This is a genomic window from Novosphingobium sp. PhB55 (genome assembly GCF_004368805.1).
In the GTDB taxonomy this organism is placed as follows: Bacteria; Pseudomonadota; Alphaproteobacteria; order Sphingomonadales; family Sphingomonadaceae; genus Novosphingobium.
The window spans coordinates 360,484-375,770 of sequence record NZ_SODQ01000001.1 but is presented as its reverse complement, the minus strand read 5'-3'; the positions used below and the strand labels follow the sequence as shown (position 1 = coordinate 375,770).

The 15,287-nt window shown below is 65.8% G+C and carries 17 protein-coding genes; 7 read left to right on the top strand and 10 right to left on the bottom strand.

From position 1 onward, the window contains the following. Positions 1 to 5 precede the first annotated feature (5 nt). Together dnaJ and dnaK are read right to left on the bottom strand one after the other, a co-directional pair. A complete protein-coding gene (gene dnaJ, locus EDF57_RS01825; RefSeq protein ID WP_132262743.1) occupies positions 6 to 1,136 on the bottom strand; it encodes a molecular chaperone DnaJ in 1,131 nt (376 codons plus the stop codon). A gap of 81 nt (positions 1,137 to 1,217) precedes the next feature. After that, complete coding sequence (gene dnaK, locus EDF57_RS01820) at positions 1,218 to 3,131, bottom strand: molecular chaperone DnaK (RefSeq protein ID WP_134092889.1); 1,914 nt, start codon at positions 3,129 to 3,131, stop codon at positions 1,218 to 1,220. A 219-nt stretch (positions 3,132 to 3,350) separates the two neighbouring features. Here dnaK and EDF57_RS01815 point away from each other — a divergent pair, with 219 nt between their 5' ends. Both EDF57_RS01815 and EDF57_RS01810 read left to right on the top strand, forming a co-directional pair. Then, on the top strand, positions 3,351 to 3,875 hold the full coding sequence (locus tag EDF57_RS01815) for a copper chaperone PCu(A)C (RefSeq protein ID WP_243840831.1): 525 nt from the start codon (positions 3,351 to 3,353) through the stop codon (positions 3,873 to 3,875). Between the two features lie 8 nt (positions 3,876 to 3,883). Next, positions 3,884 to 4,405: a vgr related protein gene (locus EDF57_RS01810; protein ID WP_243840830.1), complete on the top strand. Its 522-nt coding sequence runs from the start codon at positions 3,884 to 3,886 to the stop codon at positions 4,403 to 4,405. Between the two features lie 82 nt (positions 4,406 to 4,487). On the opposite strand, the gene EDF57_RS25355 is transcribed toward EDF57_RS01810, so the two are convergent. The 3 genes from EDF57_RS25355 to hrcA form a co-directional block, all read right to left on the bottom strand. Then, positions 4,488 to 4,697: a glycine zipper domain-containing protein gene (locus EDF57_RS25355; RefSeq protein ID WP_243840829.1), complete on the bottom strand. Its 210-nt coding sequence runs from the start codon at positions 4,695 to 4,697 to the stop codon at positions 4,488 to 4,490. A gap of 218 nt (positions 4,698 to 4,915) precedes the next feature. Continuing rightward, positions 4,916 to 5,491, bottom strand: coding sequence for a nucleotide exchange factor GrpE (gene grpE / locus EDF57_RS01800; RefSeq protein WP_134092887.1), 576 nt, complete (start codon positions 5,489 to 5,491; stop codon positions 4,916 to 4,918). Between the two features lie 16 nt (positions 5,492 to 5,507). Continuing rightward, entirely contained in the window at positions 5,508 to 6,551 is a 1,044-nt protein-coding gene (hrcA, locus tag EDF57_RS01795; RefSeq protein ID WP_132262733.1) for a heat-inducible transcriptional repressor HrcA, read from the bottom strand. A gap of 180 nt (positions 6,552 to 6,731) precedes the next feature. On the opposite strand from hrcA, the gene rph reads away from it, so the two are divergent. From rph to EDF57_RS01775, 4 genes are read left to right on the top strand one after another with little or no spacing between them, the layout of a single operon-like run. After that, a complete protein-coding gene (gene rph, locus EDF57_RS01790) occupies positions 6,732 to 7,448 on the top strand; it encodes a ribonuclease PH (protein WP_132262731.1) in 717 nt (238 codons plus the stop codon). Further along, on the top strand, positions 7,445 to 8,092 hold the full coding sequence (rdgB, locus tag EDF57_RS01785; protein WP_134092886.1) for an RdgB/HAM1 family non-canonical purine NTP pyrophosphatase: 648 nt from the start codon (positions 7,445 to 7,447) through the stop codon (positions 8,090 to 8,092). The genes rph and rdgB overlap by 4 nt, the downstream gene beginning before the upstream one ends. A 9-nt stretch (positions 8,093 to 8,101) precedes the next feature. Continuing rightward, on the top strand, positions 8,102 to 9,253 hold the full coding sequence (gene hemW / locus EDF57_RS01780) for a radical SAM family heme chaperone HemW (RefSeq protein ID WP_134092885.1): 1,152 nt from the start codon (positions 8,102 to 8,104) through the stop codon (positions 9,251 to 9,253). After that, the gene (locus EDF57_RS01775) at positions 9,250 to 10,164 is read left to right on the top strand and encodes a tyrosine recombinase XerC (protein WP_134092884.1); all 915 of its coding nucleotides are present in this window, start codon (positions 9,250 to 9,252) and stop codon (positions 10,162 to 10,164) included. Before hemW ends, EDF57_RS01775 begins: the two co-directional genes overlap by 4 nt. Before the next feature lie 74 nt (positions 10,165 to 10,238). Here EDF57_RS01775 and aqpZ read toward each other — a convergent pair whose 3' ends face one another. The 5 genes from aqpZ to rsmI form a co-directional block, all read right to left on the bottom strand. Next, positions 10,239 to 10,937, bottom strand: coding sequence for an aquaporin Z (aqpZ, locus tag EDF57_RS01770; protein ID WP_132262723.1), 699 nt, complete (start codon positions 10,935 to 10,937; stop codon positions 10,239 to 10,241). Positions 10,938 to 11,036: 99 nt separating this feature from the next. Next, positions 11,037 to 11,651: a DedA family protein gene (locus EDF57_RS01765; RefSeq protein ID WP_134092883.1), complete on the bottom strand. Its 615-nt coding sequence runs from the start codon at positions 11,649 to 11,651 to the stop codon at positions 11,037 to 11,039. Between the two features lie 43 nt (positions 11,652 to 11,694). Next, positions 11,695 to 12,681, bottom strand: a complete 987-nt coding sequence (gene gshB / locus EDF57_RS01760) for a glutathione synthase (protein ID WP_132262719.1) — start codon at positions 12,679 to 12,681, stop codon at positions 11,695 to 11,697. Positions 12,682 to 12,817: 136 nt separating this feature from the next. Further along, positions 12,818 to 13,192: a YraN family protein gene (locus EDF57_RS01755; protein ID WP_134092882.1), complete on the bottom strand. Its 375-nt coding sequence runs from the start codon at positions 13,190 to 13,192 to the stop codon at positions 12,818 to 12,820. Next, complete coding sequence (gene rsmI / locus EDF57_RS01750) at positions 13,189 to 14,016, bottom strand: 16S rRNA (cytidine(1402)-2'-O)-methyltransferase (RefSeq protein WP_134092881.1); 828 nt, start codon at positions 14,014 to 14,016, stop codon at positions 13,189 to 13,191. Before rsmI ends, EDF57_RS01755 begins: the two co-directional genes overlap by 4 nt. Before the next feature lie 41 nt (positions 14,017 to 14,057). Between rsmI and EDF57_RS01745 the strand changes: the two genes are divergently transcribed. After that, entirely contained in the window at positions 14,058 to 15,215 is a 1,158-nt protein-coding gene (locus EDF57_RS01745; protein WP_132262713.1) for a penicillin-binding protein activator, read from the top strand. Positions 15,216 to 15,287: the final 72 nt, after the last annotated feature.

Here is a 15,287-nt window from a genome sequence, read left to right as displayed (position 1 = left end):
GGGGGTTATTCCGTCAGATCGTTCCAGGCTTCCTTGATGCGGTCGAAGAAGCCTTTGGACTGCGGGCATTCGTCGCCGGTTTCGGTCGACTGCAGCTCGCGCAGGATTTCCTTCTGGCGGGCGGAAAGCTTGGTCGGCGTTTCCACGCTGATCTCGATGACGAGATCGCCGCGGCCCCGCCCCTGCAGGACCGGCATGCCCGCGCCGCGCTTGCGCAGCTGCTTGCCCGACTGGATGCCCGCCGGAATGTCGACCGAAAGGCCCTCGCCATCCATGCCGGGAATCTCGATCGAGCCGCCCAATGCCGCCGTGGTGAAAGTGATCGGAACGCGCGTGATCAGCGTCGTGCCGTCGCGTTCGAACACCCGGTGCCGTTTGACATGCAGGAAGATATAGAGATCGCCCGGAGGCGCGCCGAAGGGACCGGCCTCGCCCTTGCCGGAAAGGCGGATGCGGGTGCCGGAATCGACGCCCGGCGGGATGTCCACCTGCAAGGTCTGTGGCTTGTCGACCCGGCCCTCGCCGCCGCAGGAGCGGCATGGCTTCTCGATCACTTCGCCCCGACCGTGGCAGGTGGGGCAAGTGCGTTCTACCACGAAGAAGCCCTGCTGCGCCCGCACCTTGCCATGGCCGCCGCACATGTTGCAGCCGCGCTTGCCGGTTCCCGGCTCGGCGCCCGAACCGCCGCAAGGCTCGCAACCCTGCGAGACTTCGATGGTGATCTCGGTCTGCTTGCCGTGGAAGGCTTCGTCCAGACTGACTTCCATGTCGTAACGCAAGTCGGCACCGCGACGCGCCTGCTGACGCCCGCCTCCACCGAAGGCGCTGCCGAAGATGGATTCGAAGATGTCCCCGATATCGCCGAACTCGGCGCCGCCGGGATGACCGCCGCCGCCCATTCCCTGCTGGAATGCGGCATGGCCGTAACGATCGTAGGCCGCCCGCTTCTGGGGGTCCTTGAGGCAGTCGTAAGCCTCGCTGATCTGCTTGAAACGCGCTTCGGAATCGCCGCAGCCCGGGTTCTTGTCCGGATGATGCCGCATGGCGAGGCGGCGGTAGGACGACTTGATGGTCTTGTCGTCGGCGCTGCGCTCTACTTCCAGCAGTTCGTAATAATCGATTTCAGTCGCTGACACGTCTTATACTTCCCCGCGTACGACCCGGTCGCCACCGGCACGTCGTGCACCGGTGGCGATCGCGGTTTTCATGAGGACTCGTCAGCCCTTGTTGTTTTCGTCGACTTCCGAGAACTCGGCGTCGACGACATCGTCATCGGCACCGGCCGGAGCGGCTTCCGGCGAAGCGCCCGAGGCCTGTTCCTTCTCGTAGATGGCCTGGCCCATCTTCATCGCGACTTCGGTCAGCGCCTGCGACTTGGCGGTGATCTCGGCGGGTTCGCCGCCTTCGATCGCCGTCTTGGTCTCGGCAATGGCCGCTTCGACTTCGGACTTCAGCCCGGCGTCGATCTTGTCGCCATGCTCGGCGATCTGCTGCTCGGTCGCGTGGACGAGGCTGTCGGCGTTGTTCTTGGCCTCTGCGGCCTCACGACGCTTCTTGTCCTCTTCGGCGAACTTCTCGGCATCCTTGACCATCTGGTCGATGTCGCCGTCCGACAGACCACCAGAGGCCTGGATGCGGATCTGCTGCTCCTTGCCGGTGCCCTTGTCCTTGGCGGAGACGTTGACGATGCCGTTGGCGTCGATGTCGAAAGTGACTTCGATCTGCGGCACGCCCCGGCGCGCGGCCGGAATGCCGACCAGGTCGAACTGGCCGAGCATCTTGTTGTCCTGCGCCATCTCGCGCTCGCCCTGGAACACGCGGATGGTCACCGCCTGCTGGTTGTCCTCGGCGGTCGAGTAGACCTGGCTCTTCTTGGTCGGGATCGTCGTGTTGCGGTCGATCATCTTGGTCATGATGCCGCCCAGCGTCTCGATGCCCAGCGACAGCGGGGTGACGTCGAGCAGGAGCACGTCCTTGACGTCGCCCTGAAGCACGCCGGCCTGGATCGCGGCGCCCATGGCAACCACTTCGTCAGGGTTCACGCCGGTGTGCGGATCCTTGCCGAAGAAGTCCTTCACGACTTCGCGCACCTTGGGCATGCGGGTCATGCCGCCCACGAGCACGACGTCGTCGATGTCCTTGGCCGAAAGACCGGCATCGGCGATCGCCTTGCGGCAGGGTTCCAGCGTGCGCTGGATCAGGTCCGCAACCATCTTTTCAAGGTCGGCGCGGGTGACGGTTTCGACGAGGTGCAGCGGAGTGGTGGCGCCGCCTTCCATGCGTGCGGTGATGAAGGGCAGGTTGACCTCGGTCGTCGCGGTGGACGAGAGTTCGATCTTCGCCTTCTCGGCCGCTTCCTTCAGACGCTGCAGAGCGAGCTTGTCGCTGCGCAGGTCCATGCCTTCCTTGGCCTTGAACTTGTCGGCCAGCCATTCGACCAGCTTGGTGTCGAAGTCTTCACCGCCCAGGAACGTGTCGCCGTTGGTCGACTTCACTTCGAACACGCCGTCGCCGATTTCGAGGATCGAAACGTCGAAGGTGCCGCCGCCAAGGTCGTAGACGGCGATGGTCTTGCCGTCCTGCTTGTCGAGGCCATAGGCCAGTGCGGCCGCGGTCGGTTCGTTGATGATGCGCAGCACTTCAAGACCGGCGATCTGGCCGGCGTCCTTGGTCGCCTGGCGCTGCGCGTCGTTGAAGTAGGCGGGCACGGTGATGACGGCCTGCGTCACGGTCTCGCCGAGGTACGATTCGGCGGTTTCCTTCATCTTCTGCAGAGTGAAGGCCGAGATCTGCGAGGGGCTGTACTCTTCGCCGCCGGCCTGGACCCAGGCGTCGCCGTTCTTGCCCTTGACGATGTGGTACGGAACCAGCTCGGTGTCCTTCTTGGTCACCGGGTCGTCGAAGCGGCGGCCGATCAGGCGCTTCACCGCGAAAATCGTGTTGTCGCCGTTGGTCACGGCCTGGCGCTTTGCGGGCTGCCCGATCAGGCGTTCACCATCCTTGGTGAAAGCGACGATCGAGGGCGTGGTGCGCGCGCCTTCGGAGTTCTCGATAACCTTGGGCTTGCCGCCGTCCATCACGGCGACGCAGCTGTTGGTGGTGCCGAGGTCGATACCAATTACTTTTGCCATTATCCCCATTCCTCACGTCAGTGGATGACACCATGCGGATCGCCTCCCTCCATAAGGCAAGGCGGCTTGCACAGCTCGATGACGTTCAAAGTCGTCGGAGCCGCATATAGGTGTGGTTTCGCTTGGAACAAGTCTGTCGCGATGGCATTACGCGGGGGAAATTTTCAGCGCCCCGAAACTCTTCGCGATCAGGGGCCTGCCCGAGAGGATCCAGCCGCCGTGAAGCCCTTTTCCCTGCTTGCCTTTACCAGTGCCTCCGCCCTGCTCGTCTCGCTTGCCGCCTGCAAGCAGAGCGAGGCGCCGGCGCCGCAGGAAAGCGCCTCGCTTGACGCCGGGCCGACCGCGAAGCCCGGCATCAGCGCCAGCGACGGCCACCTCATTCTTCCGGTCGTGGCCGGCCGCCCCGGCGCGGTCTACTTCACCGTGCGCAATGACGGTTCGGTGCCGGTGAAGCTCGTCGGCGTCCATGTCGGCGGCGCCGGCAGCGCCCAGATGCACAAGACGGAGGGCGGCAGCATGGCCGCCGTCGATTCGCTCGATCTCGCGCCCGGCGCCCAGGTCGATTTCAAGCAGGGCGGCATGCACGTCATGGTGTTCGACATCGGCGAGACGGTAAAGGCCAGCGAGACGGCCGAATTAACCCTGACGTTTTCCGACGGCGACAAGCTCTCGATGCCGCTTCGGGTTGAAACCATGGGGGGGGATATGGGCGGCGGCAGCGACATGCCCGGAATGGACCACTGACCACGCACTTGTCCGGGGAACCCCTGCCAGAAGAACTCGCGCCCCCGCCCTGCCTGCCGGGGGCCGAGCGGCCGCTGACACCGGGTGAGATCGCGCTGGTCCAATCGGTTTTCGGCGACGCGGTGGACTGCGCGCCGGTTCGCATCCGGCGGCGCAAATGGTTTCCCTTCCAGCCTGCCAATGTCGTCATGGCGCCTTGCGGGCACCTTCATTTCCACCGCGGCTCCGCGCTCTACCAGGACGATTTCGCCGGAGCGCCGATCGGGCTCCAGGGGTTGTTCATCCATGAAATGACGCATGTCTGGCAGACCCAGCGCAAAGGCCGCTGGTATCTTCCGCTCATGCGCCATCCGCTCTGCCGCTACGATTATGCCTTGCGGCCGGGCTGGACGCTCGGTCGCTACGGGATCGAGCAGCAGGCCGAGATCGTGCGCCACGCGTTCCTGCTCGATCGGGGATGGCGAGTTCCAGGTGCACCGCCGCTCGCCAGCTATGACGGCATCCTGCCGTTCGGCCGGATTTCAGGCTAGGCTCCCAAACACATTGAGAAAGGGGCGCGAGTTTCCCCGCGCCCCTTTCTTGTGTGTAAGCAGACCCGTCAGGCCGGCGCGATCAGCAGTCGCGGTCCCAGTAGCGGTCGCCGCGGCGATCGTAACGATAGCAGCCATTGTGCTTCTTCTGGGTCGAGCCGACAGCCGCACCGGCAGCAGCGCCGACGGCGGCACCGGCGCCGACGTCACCCGCCAGCGCACCAACGCCCGCGCCCAGCGCGCCGCCGGCCAGGGCGCCTTCGCCGCCGTAGTTGCTTGCACAGCCAGCCACGCCCAGGGCGCCGGCGGCCAAGATAGGAAGAATGAGCATTCGCATGGGATCTCTCCGCTGAAAATCAGTTGCCTGACTGATCAACGGCCCCGATGCGGAGGGGTTCCATAAGGCCCTGCAAACGAACGACACCGTGCCCCCGTTCGTCTCTCAAGGCCTTGACGAACCTTGAAGACCAACAGCGGGCACGGCGGGTAACAGGGATCAGGAAAGCCGGATCAGTCCGGCTTCTTCGCCACGGCCACCATGGCAGGACGCAGCAGGCGGTCCTTGATCATATAACCGGCCTGGAGTTCCTGGACGACCGTGCCCGGCTCGACATCGGCCGAGGGAACCTCGATCATCGCCTGGTGCTGGTTCGGGTCGAGCGGCATGCCCATCGCGGCGATGCGGCTGATGCCGTGGTTGGTGAACACCTTCTCGATCTCGCGGCCAGTCGCCTCGATGCCGGCGACGATGCCCTTCAGCTTCTCGTCCTCGCGCAGTTCGCCCGGGATCGAGGAAAGCGCGCGGGACAAGTTGTCCGCCACCGAGAGAATGTCGCGGGCAAAGCCGGTCGCGGCATAGGCGCGGGTGTCGGCCACGTCCTTTTCAAGACGGCGGCGCACGTTCTGGGTCTCGGCACGGGCGTAAAGCACGTCCTGCTTGGCGATTTCCAGTTCCTCGCGGAGCTTGGCGATTTCACCGCCGTCCTTATCGCTGTCGATCATGTCTTCGGGCACGCCCTTCAGTTCTTCCGCGATGGCGGGATCTACAGTCTGACCCTCTGGCGGCTGGGTCTTGTCGTCAGTCATTATTGTAAGGTTCCAACTATCCGATGAGCTTGCCCAGGCTCTGGGCAGTGAAGTCCACCATGGGGACGACGCGCGCATAATTCAACCGAGTCGGGCCGATTACCCCCACTACGCCGACGACCCTGCCCTCGCGATCCCGATAGGGCGAAGCGATGACCGAGGAGCCGGAAAGCGCGAAAAGCCGGTTTTCCGATCCGATGAATATCCTGGTCGAATCCGCCTCGCGCGCCGTCTCCAGCAACTCGGCGACGGACTGCTTGTTTTCCAGGTCGTCAAGCAGCGAGCGGACGCGTTCGAGATCGGAAAGCGCCGATTCGTCGAGGAGATTGGCCTGCCCGCGCACGATCAGCACCGGCCGGGCGGTCGCATCCTCGCTCCACACGGCAAGGCCGCGCTCCACGAGGTCGCGGCTGGCCGTATCGAGTGCCGACTTGCCGGTAGCGATGTCGGACCGCATCGCCCGGGCCGCCTCGCCCAGGGTGCGGCCGGCGAGATGGGCGGTGATGTAGTTCGAGGCTTCCTCCAGCGCGCCGGGCGGCAGGCTGGCGGGCAGCTCGATGATCCGGTTCTCCACCGCGCCCTCTTCGCCCACGAGCACCGCCAGCGCCCGGCCGGGGCCGAGCGGGACGATCTGCAAGTGCATCAGGCGCGGTTCGCGGCGCGGCACCATTACCACGCCGGCACCCGACGTGAGGTTCGACAGCAAGGCGCTGGTCGCCTCGAGCGCGGCCTCGATCGGCCCCGGCGCGGCAATCCGGCTCTCGATGGCGAGCCGTTCCTCGGCGGTCGGTTCCGCCACTTGCATGATGCCGTCCACGAACAGGCGCAGCCCGGCCTCGGTCGGCAGGCGTGCCGCGCTTATGTGGGGGGCAGCCAGCAGTCCCAGCGATTCGAGGTCGGCCAGGACGGAACGGATCGATGCCGAGGACAATTTCACGCCGCCCGGCCCGGCCAGGACCTTCGAGCCGACCGGGCTTCCGGTGGCGATGTAGCCCTCCACGACGAGGCGGAAAATCTCGCGCGCGCGGTCGGTCAGTTCCAGGATGGGTGGTGTCGGCATTCGTCCTCAACTTAGGGATTGCCGCCAAGGCCTCAAGTCCCATGGCGCGATGTCGGGACGACTATCGCGCTTTTTCCCTTGGACACACTCGATTGTCGCATTTTCCACGCGCTCAGGTGTTTCCACCGGGGCGAAAAATGCTCTAGGGGGCGCAGGCAATTTTAGACCAAAGGAACCTCCATGCGACCTTCCGGCCGTACGCCCGACGAGATGCGCGCTATCGACATCCAGACCGGTTTCACCAAGCACGCCGAAGGCTCGGTGTTGATTTCCTTCGGTGATACTCGTGTGCTCGTCACCGCTTCGGTCGAGGAAAAGGTTCCGCCGTTCCTTCGCGGCAAGGGCGAAGGCTGGGTCACCGCCGAATACTCGATGCTGCCCCGCGCCACTCACACCCGTGGCAGCCGCGAAGCCGCCAAGGGCAAGCAGTCGGGCCGCACCCAGGAAATCCAGCGCCTGATCGGCCGCAGCTTGCGCGCCGTGGTCGACATGAAGAAGCTCGGCGAGCGCCAGATCGTGCTCGACTGTGACGTGCTCCAGGCCGATGGCGGCACCCGCACCGCCTCCATCTCGGGCGCCTGGGTCGCGCTGCGCCTGGCCGTCGACAAGCTGATGGCCGAAGGCAAGATCAAGGAAGATCCGATCAACGCCCGCGTCGCCGCGATCTCCTGCGGAATCTGCGAGGGTACCCCGGTGCTCGACCTCGACTATATCGAAGACAGCTCGGCCGATGCCGATGCCAACTTCGTGCTGATCGAAGGCGGCATGATCGCCGAGGCCCAGGCAACCGCCGAAGGCGCGACTTATGACGAGGAAGGCCTGCTGCGCCTCCTGCGCCTCGCCCGCATCGGCTGCGACCGGATCTTCGCCGCCCAGGCCAAGGCCGTCGGCCGGTGAGCAATCGCCGCCTCCAGGGCGAACGTCTCGTGATTGCCACGCACAATGCGGGCAAGCTTCGGGAAATCGGCGCCCTGCTTGCGCCGTTCGGGATCGAGTGCGTTTCCGCCGGCGAACTCGGCCTGCCCGAGCCGGAGGAGACGGGCACGACGTTCGTGGAGAACGCGCTGCTCAAGGCCCACGCGGCCGCCAAGGCAGCGCAGCTTCCCGCGCTGGCGGACGATAGCGGCATGTCGGTGACGGCGCTGGGCGGAAGGCCCGGCGTCTACACCGCCGACTGGGCCGAGCGGCAGTGGTTCGAGGGCGAGCGCGGCAAGGCCTGGGAAGGCCGCGACTGGTTCATGGCGATGGGCAAGGTCGAGGGTCTGCTCTGCGAGCAAGGCCAGGATGTCGACCGTTCCTGCTGGTTTTCCTGCGTGCTCGCGATCGCCTGGCCCGATGGGGCGGAAGCCGTTTACGAAGGTCGCTCCAACGGCACCTTCACCTGGCCGCCGCGCGGCAAGCTGGGCTTCGGCTACGATCCCTGCTTCGTGCCCGACGGCCTCGACCAGACTTTCGCCGAGATCGCGCCAGAGAAGAAGCACGAGATCAGCCACCGCGCCGATGCTTTCGCCAAGCTGGTCGCGGAGCAGTTCCAGGGCTAATCTGTCACGATGGCCCGCGCGCTCTATATTCACTGGCCGTTCTGCCTCGCAAAGTGCCCCTATTGCGACTTCAACAGCCATGTCCGCGAGCGGGTGGAGATCGAACGCTGGGAAGCGGGCCTGCTCGCCGACATGCGCCACGAACACGCGGTTGCGGGCGGCGAGCGGCTCGATTCCATCTTCTTCGGCGGCGGCACGCCTTCGTTGATGCCCCCTGCCCTCGTCGCGCGGCTGCTGGACGAGGCCGAGAAGCTCTGGGGCTTTTCGCAAGGGATCGAGATCACTCTGGAGGGCAATCCCTCTTCGGTGGAAGCCGGCAATTATGCGGCTCTCGCGGCGGCGGGGGTCAACCGTGTCTCGCTGGGGCTCCAGGCGCTCGACAACCAGACCTTGCGGTTTCTGGGCCGCCTGCACGATGCGCAGGAAGGGCTGAAGGCGCTTGAAGTGGCGCAGCAGAACTTCTCGCGCGTCAGCTTCGACCTGATCTACGCGCGGCCCGGCCAGAGCCTCGACCAGTGGCAGGCAGAACTCGCCCACGCGCTCTCTTACGGCACGGGCCACCTCTCGCTCTACCAGCTCACCATCGAACCCGGCACGAAGTTCGCCACGATGGTGCGCCAGCAGGAATTCGCTCCGCTGGACGAAGACGCCTGTGCCGACATGTTCGCGCTGACGCGCGAGATGACGGCCGCGGCGGGACTGCCGGCCTACGAAATCAGCAATCATGCCCGGCCCGGCGAGGAAAGCCGCCATAACCTGACTTATTGGCGCTATCAGGACTATTGCGGCATCGGCCCCGGCGCGCACGGGCGGCGCGGCGGCGTGGCCACGACGCGCCACCGCAAGCCCGAAAACTGGCTCGAAGCCATCGATCTGCACGCCCAGGGGATCAACGAAGTCCGCGATCTCGGACACCGCGAACAGGCGAGCGAAGCCATGCTCATGGGCCTGCGCCTGCGCGAAGGCGTGGACCTCGATGCGCTTGCGGCCCGATTCGGACTGGATGCCGCGCAGCTCTGCGATCCCGGCAAGGCCGCTTTCTACGAGAAGCAGGGCCTGGTCCGCCGCGCGGGCACGCGTCTCCACGTCACCGAGGACGGCATGCCGCTGCTGGATGGCTTGCTGGGTGAGATTGTGCCCGTGGACCTCGTCGAGCCGTGAACCCGCCAACGGGCACGACCAAAGCGGACCTGCTCGAAGCCTGGGGCAACCATCTCGGCAATGGACGCCGCCGCAGCCCCCACACGGTTCGCGCCTATATCGCCACGGCCGCCCGGTTGATCGACGGTGCCAGGGCCTGCGACTGGGCCTCGCTGGCGCGTCTTGAGGCGGCCGACTTGCGCGTTCACCTCGCCGCCCGGCGTGAGGACGGAATCGGCAACAGTTCGGCCGCTCGCGAACTCTCGGCGCTCAAGAGCTTCCTGTCCTTTGCGCGCGAGCAGGCCGGCGTTGCCCATGCCGCCGCGCCGCGCCTTCGCGGACCGCGCGTCAAGAAGGGACTGCCACGCCCGGTCACGCCGGACGAAGCGGTCAACCTGGCCGCCATGGTCGAGGAAGATGCCCGCGAGCCGTGGATCGGCGCGCGCGATCGTGCCGTCCTGCTCCTTCTCTACGGCGCCGGCATGCGCATCGCGGAAGCCTTGTCCATCGCCGGAGCCGCGCTGCCGCTGGGCGAGACTCTGGTGGTTACCGGCAAGGGCGGCAAGCAGCGCATGGTTCCGCTCCTGCCCATCGTGCGCGAGGGCGTGGCCGATTATCTCGACAAATGCCCCTGGCCGGCGAAGGCGGACGAGCCGATCTTTCGGGGCGCCAAAGGCGGAGCCCTGTCGCAAGGCATGGTGCAGAAGGCGGTCGCACGCGCCCGGATCGTGCTCGGGCTGCCGGACAGCGCCACGCCGCACGCCTTGCGCCACAGCTTCGCCACGCATTTGCTGGGCGCAGGCGCTGACCTGAGGAGCCTGCAGGAACTGCTCGGCCATGTAAGCCTGGGTTCGACGCAGATATATACCAAGGTCGATGCCGCGACGCTGCTGGACGTCTATCGTAACGCCCATCCGCGCGAACAGGGCTGAAACGCTGCGGGGGACGGGGCGTGTTCAGCCCCGCCCCCCGCGGATGTCAGGAGCTTGCCTGGCCGAGGCGCGTTCTAGAGCGCGCCCTCATGCGGCGCCAGCAGACCGCGCCAGATCAGGGCGCCGATCGCCGCGCCGACCAGCGGTGCCACCCAGAACACCCAGAGCTGCCCGAGGGCGGCCGTTTCTGCAAAGAGCGCCACGCCGGTCGACCGCGCCGGATTGACCGATGTATTGGTGACCGGGATCGAGATCAGGTGGATCAGCGTCAGGCACAGGCCGATCGCCAGCGGGCCGAAACCGGCGGGGGCGATCTTCGAGGTCGAGCCGAGGATGACGATGATGAAACCGGCCGTCAGGATCGTTTCGATCATCAGTGCCGAAGACAGCGCATAGCCGCCGGGCGAAAGTGCACCGTAGCCGTTGGTGGCGAAGCCTCCCGGAGTCCAGTCGGCCTTGCCCGAGGCGATGGCATAAAGCGCCGCCGCGGCCAGGATTGCGCCCAGCACTTGGGCGATCCAGTAGGGAACGAGGTCCTTCCAGTCGAGCCGGCCGCCAACGGCCATGCCCAGCGAGACCGCCGGGTTGAAATGCCCGCCGGAAATGGAGCCGACCGCATAAGCCATGGTCAGCACCGTCAGGCCGAATGCCAGGGCTACGCCCGCGAAGCCGATCCCGAGTTCGGGAAAGGCCGCTGCCAGCACCGCCGAACCGCAGCCGCCGAAGACGAGCCAGAATGTACCGAAGAACTCCGCTGCCAATCGCTTGGACATAACCCCTGCTCCCAAATGGTTGCGAGCAGAGACTACGGTATAACACCTAGGTGCGATACTCTGGCTCTTGTACAAAACTGACTAATAGTTAGCCCTGATCTACTTGGATCGGCGCTCGGCTGAAGGCTTCCAGGAGAGGATCCGCCACAAGTACCAGACGGCGCCACCTGCTGCGAGAACCAGTGTAGCCCAACCGATCCAGGCCTCTGCCTGGGCAAAACGCTGGCCCAGCCACCGGCCTGCCAGGATCAGCAACGTGTTCCAGATCGCCACGCCGGCAGCGGTATAGAGCAGGAAGGTGCCATGCCGCATATGCGCAAGGCCCGCGGGGACCGATACCATCGTCCGGAACATCGGCATGAAGCGCAGGAGGAAGACCACCCAGTGCCCGTGCTTGCGGAAGAAGGTGCCGGCGCGCTCCACTTCGTACCATTCCAGGGTCAGCCAGCGGCCCCAGCGCTCGATGAAGGGTTTCAGGCGCTCGTAGCCCAGGCGGTCGGCGCCTAGGAACAGCACGTAGTTGCCCAAGGTCGAGCCGACAGTGCCGGCCAGGAGCACGGACAGGAAATCCATGCGCCCATGTGCGATGGCGATCCCCGCGACGCCCATGATAAGCTCCGAGGGGATCGGCGGCACGATGTTCTCGAGCATCATCAGCAGGAGGATACCCGCGTACCCTCCTCCTTCGATCAGCGAGATGACCCATTCATTCATGTTCGCGTGCATTCATCATTGCGGACGACCCGCGAAATCAGGCTTACATCGCCGCGTGGCGGGCCTCGATCGCATCCCAGATCTTTGCCCCGGTGTCGGTACCGTTGAAGCGATCGATGGCAACGATTCCCGTCGGCGAGGTCACATTGATTTCGGTCAGCCATTTTCCGCCAATCACGTCGATACCCACGAAAACAAGGCCTCGTGCCTTGAGTTCCGAGCCGAGCGCTGCGCAGATTTCCTCTTCCGCCGAAGTGAGGCCGGCGGCCTCCGCCGATCCGCCCACCGCGAGGTTGGAGCGAAACTCGCCGGCTCCGGGCTTGCGGTTGATGGCGCCCGCGAATTCGCCGTCGACCAGCACGATCCGCTTGTCGCCCTCCGCCACGTCGGGGAGGAAAGGCTGGACCATGAACGGCTCGACCCAGGCATTTTCGAACATCTCGATCAGCGCGCCCAGATTGCTGCCATCGGCGGGCACGCGGAACACCGCCTTGCCGCCATTGCCGTGAAGCGGCTTGATCACGAGATCCCCGCCGAAGCCCGCCTCGACATTGCGCTGCTGGAACAGGCGCACATCCTCGATGCGGCGCGCAATGAAGGTCGGCGGCATGAAGCGCGCATAGTCGAGCACGAATACCTTCTCGGGCGCATTGCGAACCGAGACGGGGTCGTTGACCACCAGGGTCTGCCCGGCAAGCCGTTCCAGCAGATGGGTGGCGGTGATGTAACCGAGGTCGAAAGGCGGATCCTGCCGCATCAGCACCACATCGATATCGGCGACGAGGTCGATCAGGCGATACTCGCCGCGCGTGAAATGGGCACCTTCCACGCGCTGCACCGTGATCGGCGCGCCCCAGCAGGTCAGCCGCCCGGCGGCACCCGAGGAGGCGTCATAAGCCAGCGTGCGCACATCGTAATGGAACAGTTCGTGCCCGCGCGCCTGCGCCGAGAGCATGAGCGCGAACGAGGAATCGCCCGCGATCTTGATCGATTCCAGCGGGTCCATCTGAACGGCGATGCGTAAGGTCATGAAAAGTCTGGTCCTCGCGGATATGTACCGAGCGGTATCTTTCGGAAAGGCGGCTTAATCAAATTCGGCGGCGGGTGCGAATGGTTTCGAGCCAGTCCTGCATCTTTGCCGATGGACCGAAACCCTGCGGCGAAGTTCAGGCGCCCGGCTGCCACGCATTGACGATGCGGCGCGGCCAGCAGCGCGGTGCCAGCAGCAATACGTCGATCCGCAAGCTGTCGCCCGCCTTCTGGTATCGATGCGCGACGGACTCGGCGGCGGCCGCCACGCGGCGCAGGCGGTAATGATCGATGGCAGTGTCGAGATCGGCACGCCGCGCACGCCATTTCACTTCGACGAAACAGAGCGTCCGTCCGCGGCGGGCCACGATATCCACTTCGCCGCGCGCGGTCTTCACGCGCCTCGCCCGGATGCTCCAGCCCGTCATCCGCAAGTACCATGCGGCCAGCGCCTCTCCCCGGCGCCCTTGCCGCTCCGCCTCCGCGCGCGACTTGCCGCGGCCCTGGCTCACTTGAGTTCCATGGCCCGGGCGTAAAGCGTCTTGCGGTCGAGCCCGGTGGCCTTGGACACGCTGGCCGCCGCTTGCGACGGCTTGGCGATGGCCAGCTCCGCACGCAGCATCGCGTCCACGTCGACTTCACCGATCGGCTCGTCGCCCGGCGGCGCCACCAGAAGCACGATCTCGCCCTTGGGCGGGTGGGCTGCATAATGGGCGATGAGTTCGTCGGGCGTGCCGCTGCGGCATTCCTCGAACTTCTTGGTCAGTTCGCGCGCCACCGCCACTTCGCGTCCGGGAAGCACTGCGCCGATCGCTGCCAGCGCATCGTCCAGGCGCGGCGCCGTCTCGTAGAAGATCAGCGTGGCCGGGACTTTCGCAAGGTCGGACAGCACCGTCTCGCGCGCCTTTGCCTTGTTGGGCAGGAACCCGGCGAAGAGGAAACGGTCGTTCGGCAAGCCCGAGAGCGTCATGGCCATGACCGCGGCATTCGCCCCCGGCAGGCTGGTGACGGGGATGCCCCGCTCCCGCGCGATCTTGACGAGCCGATAGCCCGGATCGGAGATCAGCGGCGTACCGGCGTCGCTGACGAGCGCAACCGGCTCGCTTTCCATCAGTGCCAGCAGACGCTCGCGGTCGCCCTCGCCCGCGTGGTCGTCGTAGCGGATCATCTTCTGCTTGATGCCCAGGTGGTGCAGCAGCTTTCCGGTGATGCGGGTATCCTCGCAGGCAACCGCGCTCACGCCCTTGAGAATCTCCACGGCGCGGAAGGTAATGTCCCCAAGGTTGCCAATCGGGGTTGCCACTATGTAGAGGCCTGAGGTGAGAATGTGTTCCATCGCAGGGACTCATGGCCCAAGCACTATGGGAGCGGCAAGCAATGTTCTATGATCGCCTGAACCGGCGCACTCTTTTCGCGGCGGCAGCGATGGCAGCTCTGGCGGGCTGTGCCGTGGTACCCAAGGCCCCTGCGCCGGCCCCCGCGCCCGCTCCGACGCCTTCCGAAAGCGAAATTCCCACCGATACCGAGCGTCACCGGGTTGCCCTGCTGGTACCGACCACCGGCCCGAATGCCGGCGTCGGCCAGTCGCTGGCCAATGCGGCGAACATGGCGCTGCTCGACACGGGCGCCAAGAACCTGCGCATCACGACTTACGACACCGGCACCAATCCCGGCGAGGCCGCGCGCCGCGCCATTGCCGACGGCAACAAGCTGATTCTCGGCCCGCTGCTTTCCGACGACATCGCCTCGGTCGCGGCTGTCGCCAAGCCCGCCAAGGTGCCGCTGATCTCGTTCTCCAACGACGAGAAAGCCGCCACCAGGGACGTCTTCATCATCGGCAACCTGCCCGGCCAGTCGATCGCCCGCACCGTGACGTATGCCCGCGGCAAAGGCATCTCCACTTTCGCCGCGCTCGTTCCCAAGGGTGACTATGGCGAACGCGTGAGCAGTTCCCTGCTCGCATCGGTGCGCGATGGCGGCGGCTCCGTCGTCGCCATGGAGACTTACGATCGCTCGGCGGCTTCGATCAGCGCTGCGGCGGGACGGATCAAGGCCAAGACCGGCTATGGCGCGCTGCTCATCGCCGACAGCGGCAGCCTGTCGGCCAAGGCCGCCGTGTCCTACCGCGCGGCCGGTGGCGGCGCCGGTGTGCGCCTGCTCGGCACCGAACTCTGGGGCGGCGAACGCGAACTGGCGACCAGCCCGGCCCTCAACGGAGCGTGGTTCTCCACCGTGTCCGACGTCCGCTTCGCGCAGTTCGCCAAGAGCTATCGCAGCCGCTTCGGCGCCGCACCGTTCCGCATCGCGACACTGGGATACGATTCTGTGCTGCTGACCCTGCGGGTCGCGCGCGACTGGGTGCCGGGCAAGGCCTTCCCGACGACCGAAATGCTCGATCCCGGCGGCTTCCTGGGCGTGGACGGACCGTTCCGCTTCGGCCGCACCGGCCTGATCGAACGCGCGCTGGAAGTGCGGGCGGTCGAAGGCGGCGCCGTCAAGGTCATCAGCGCCGCGCCCAGCGGTTTCGCCAAGTAATTCCGCCCCTTTCCGGCGGAAAGGATCAGACAGCGAACATCTCTTTGCGGATAAGCCTAATCCCGTGCTTGA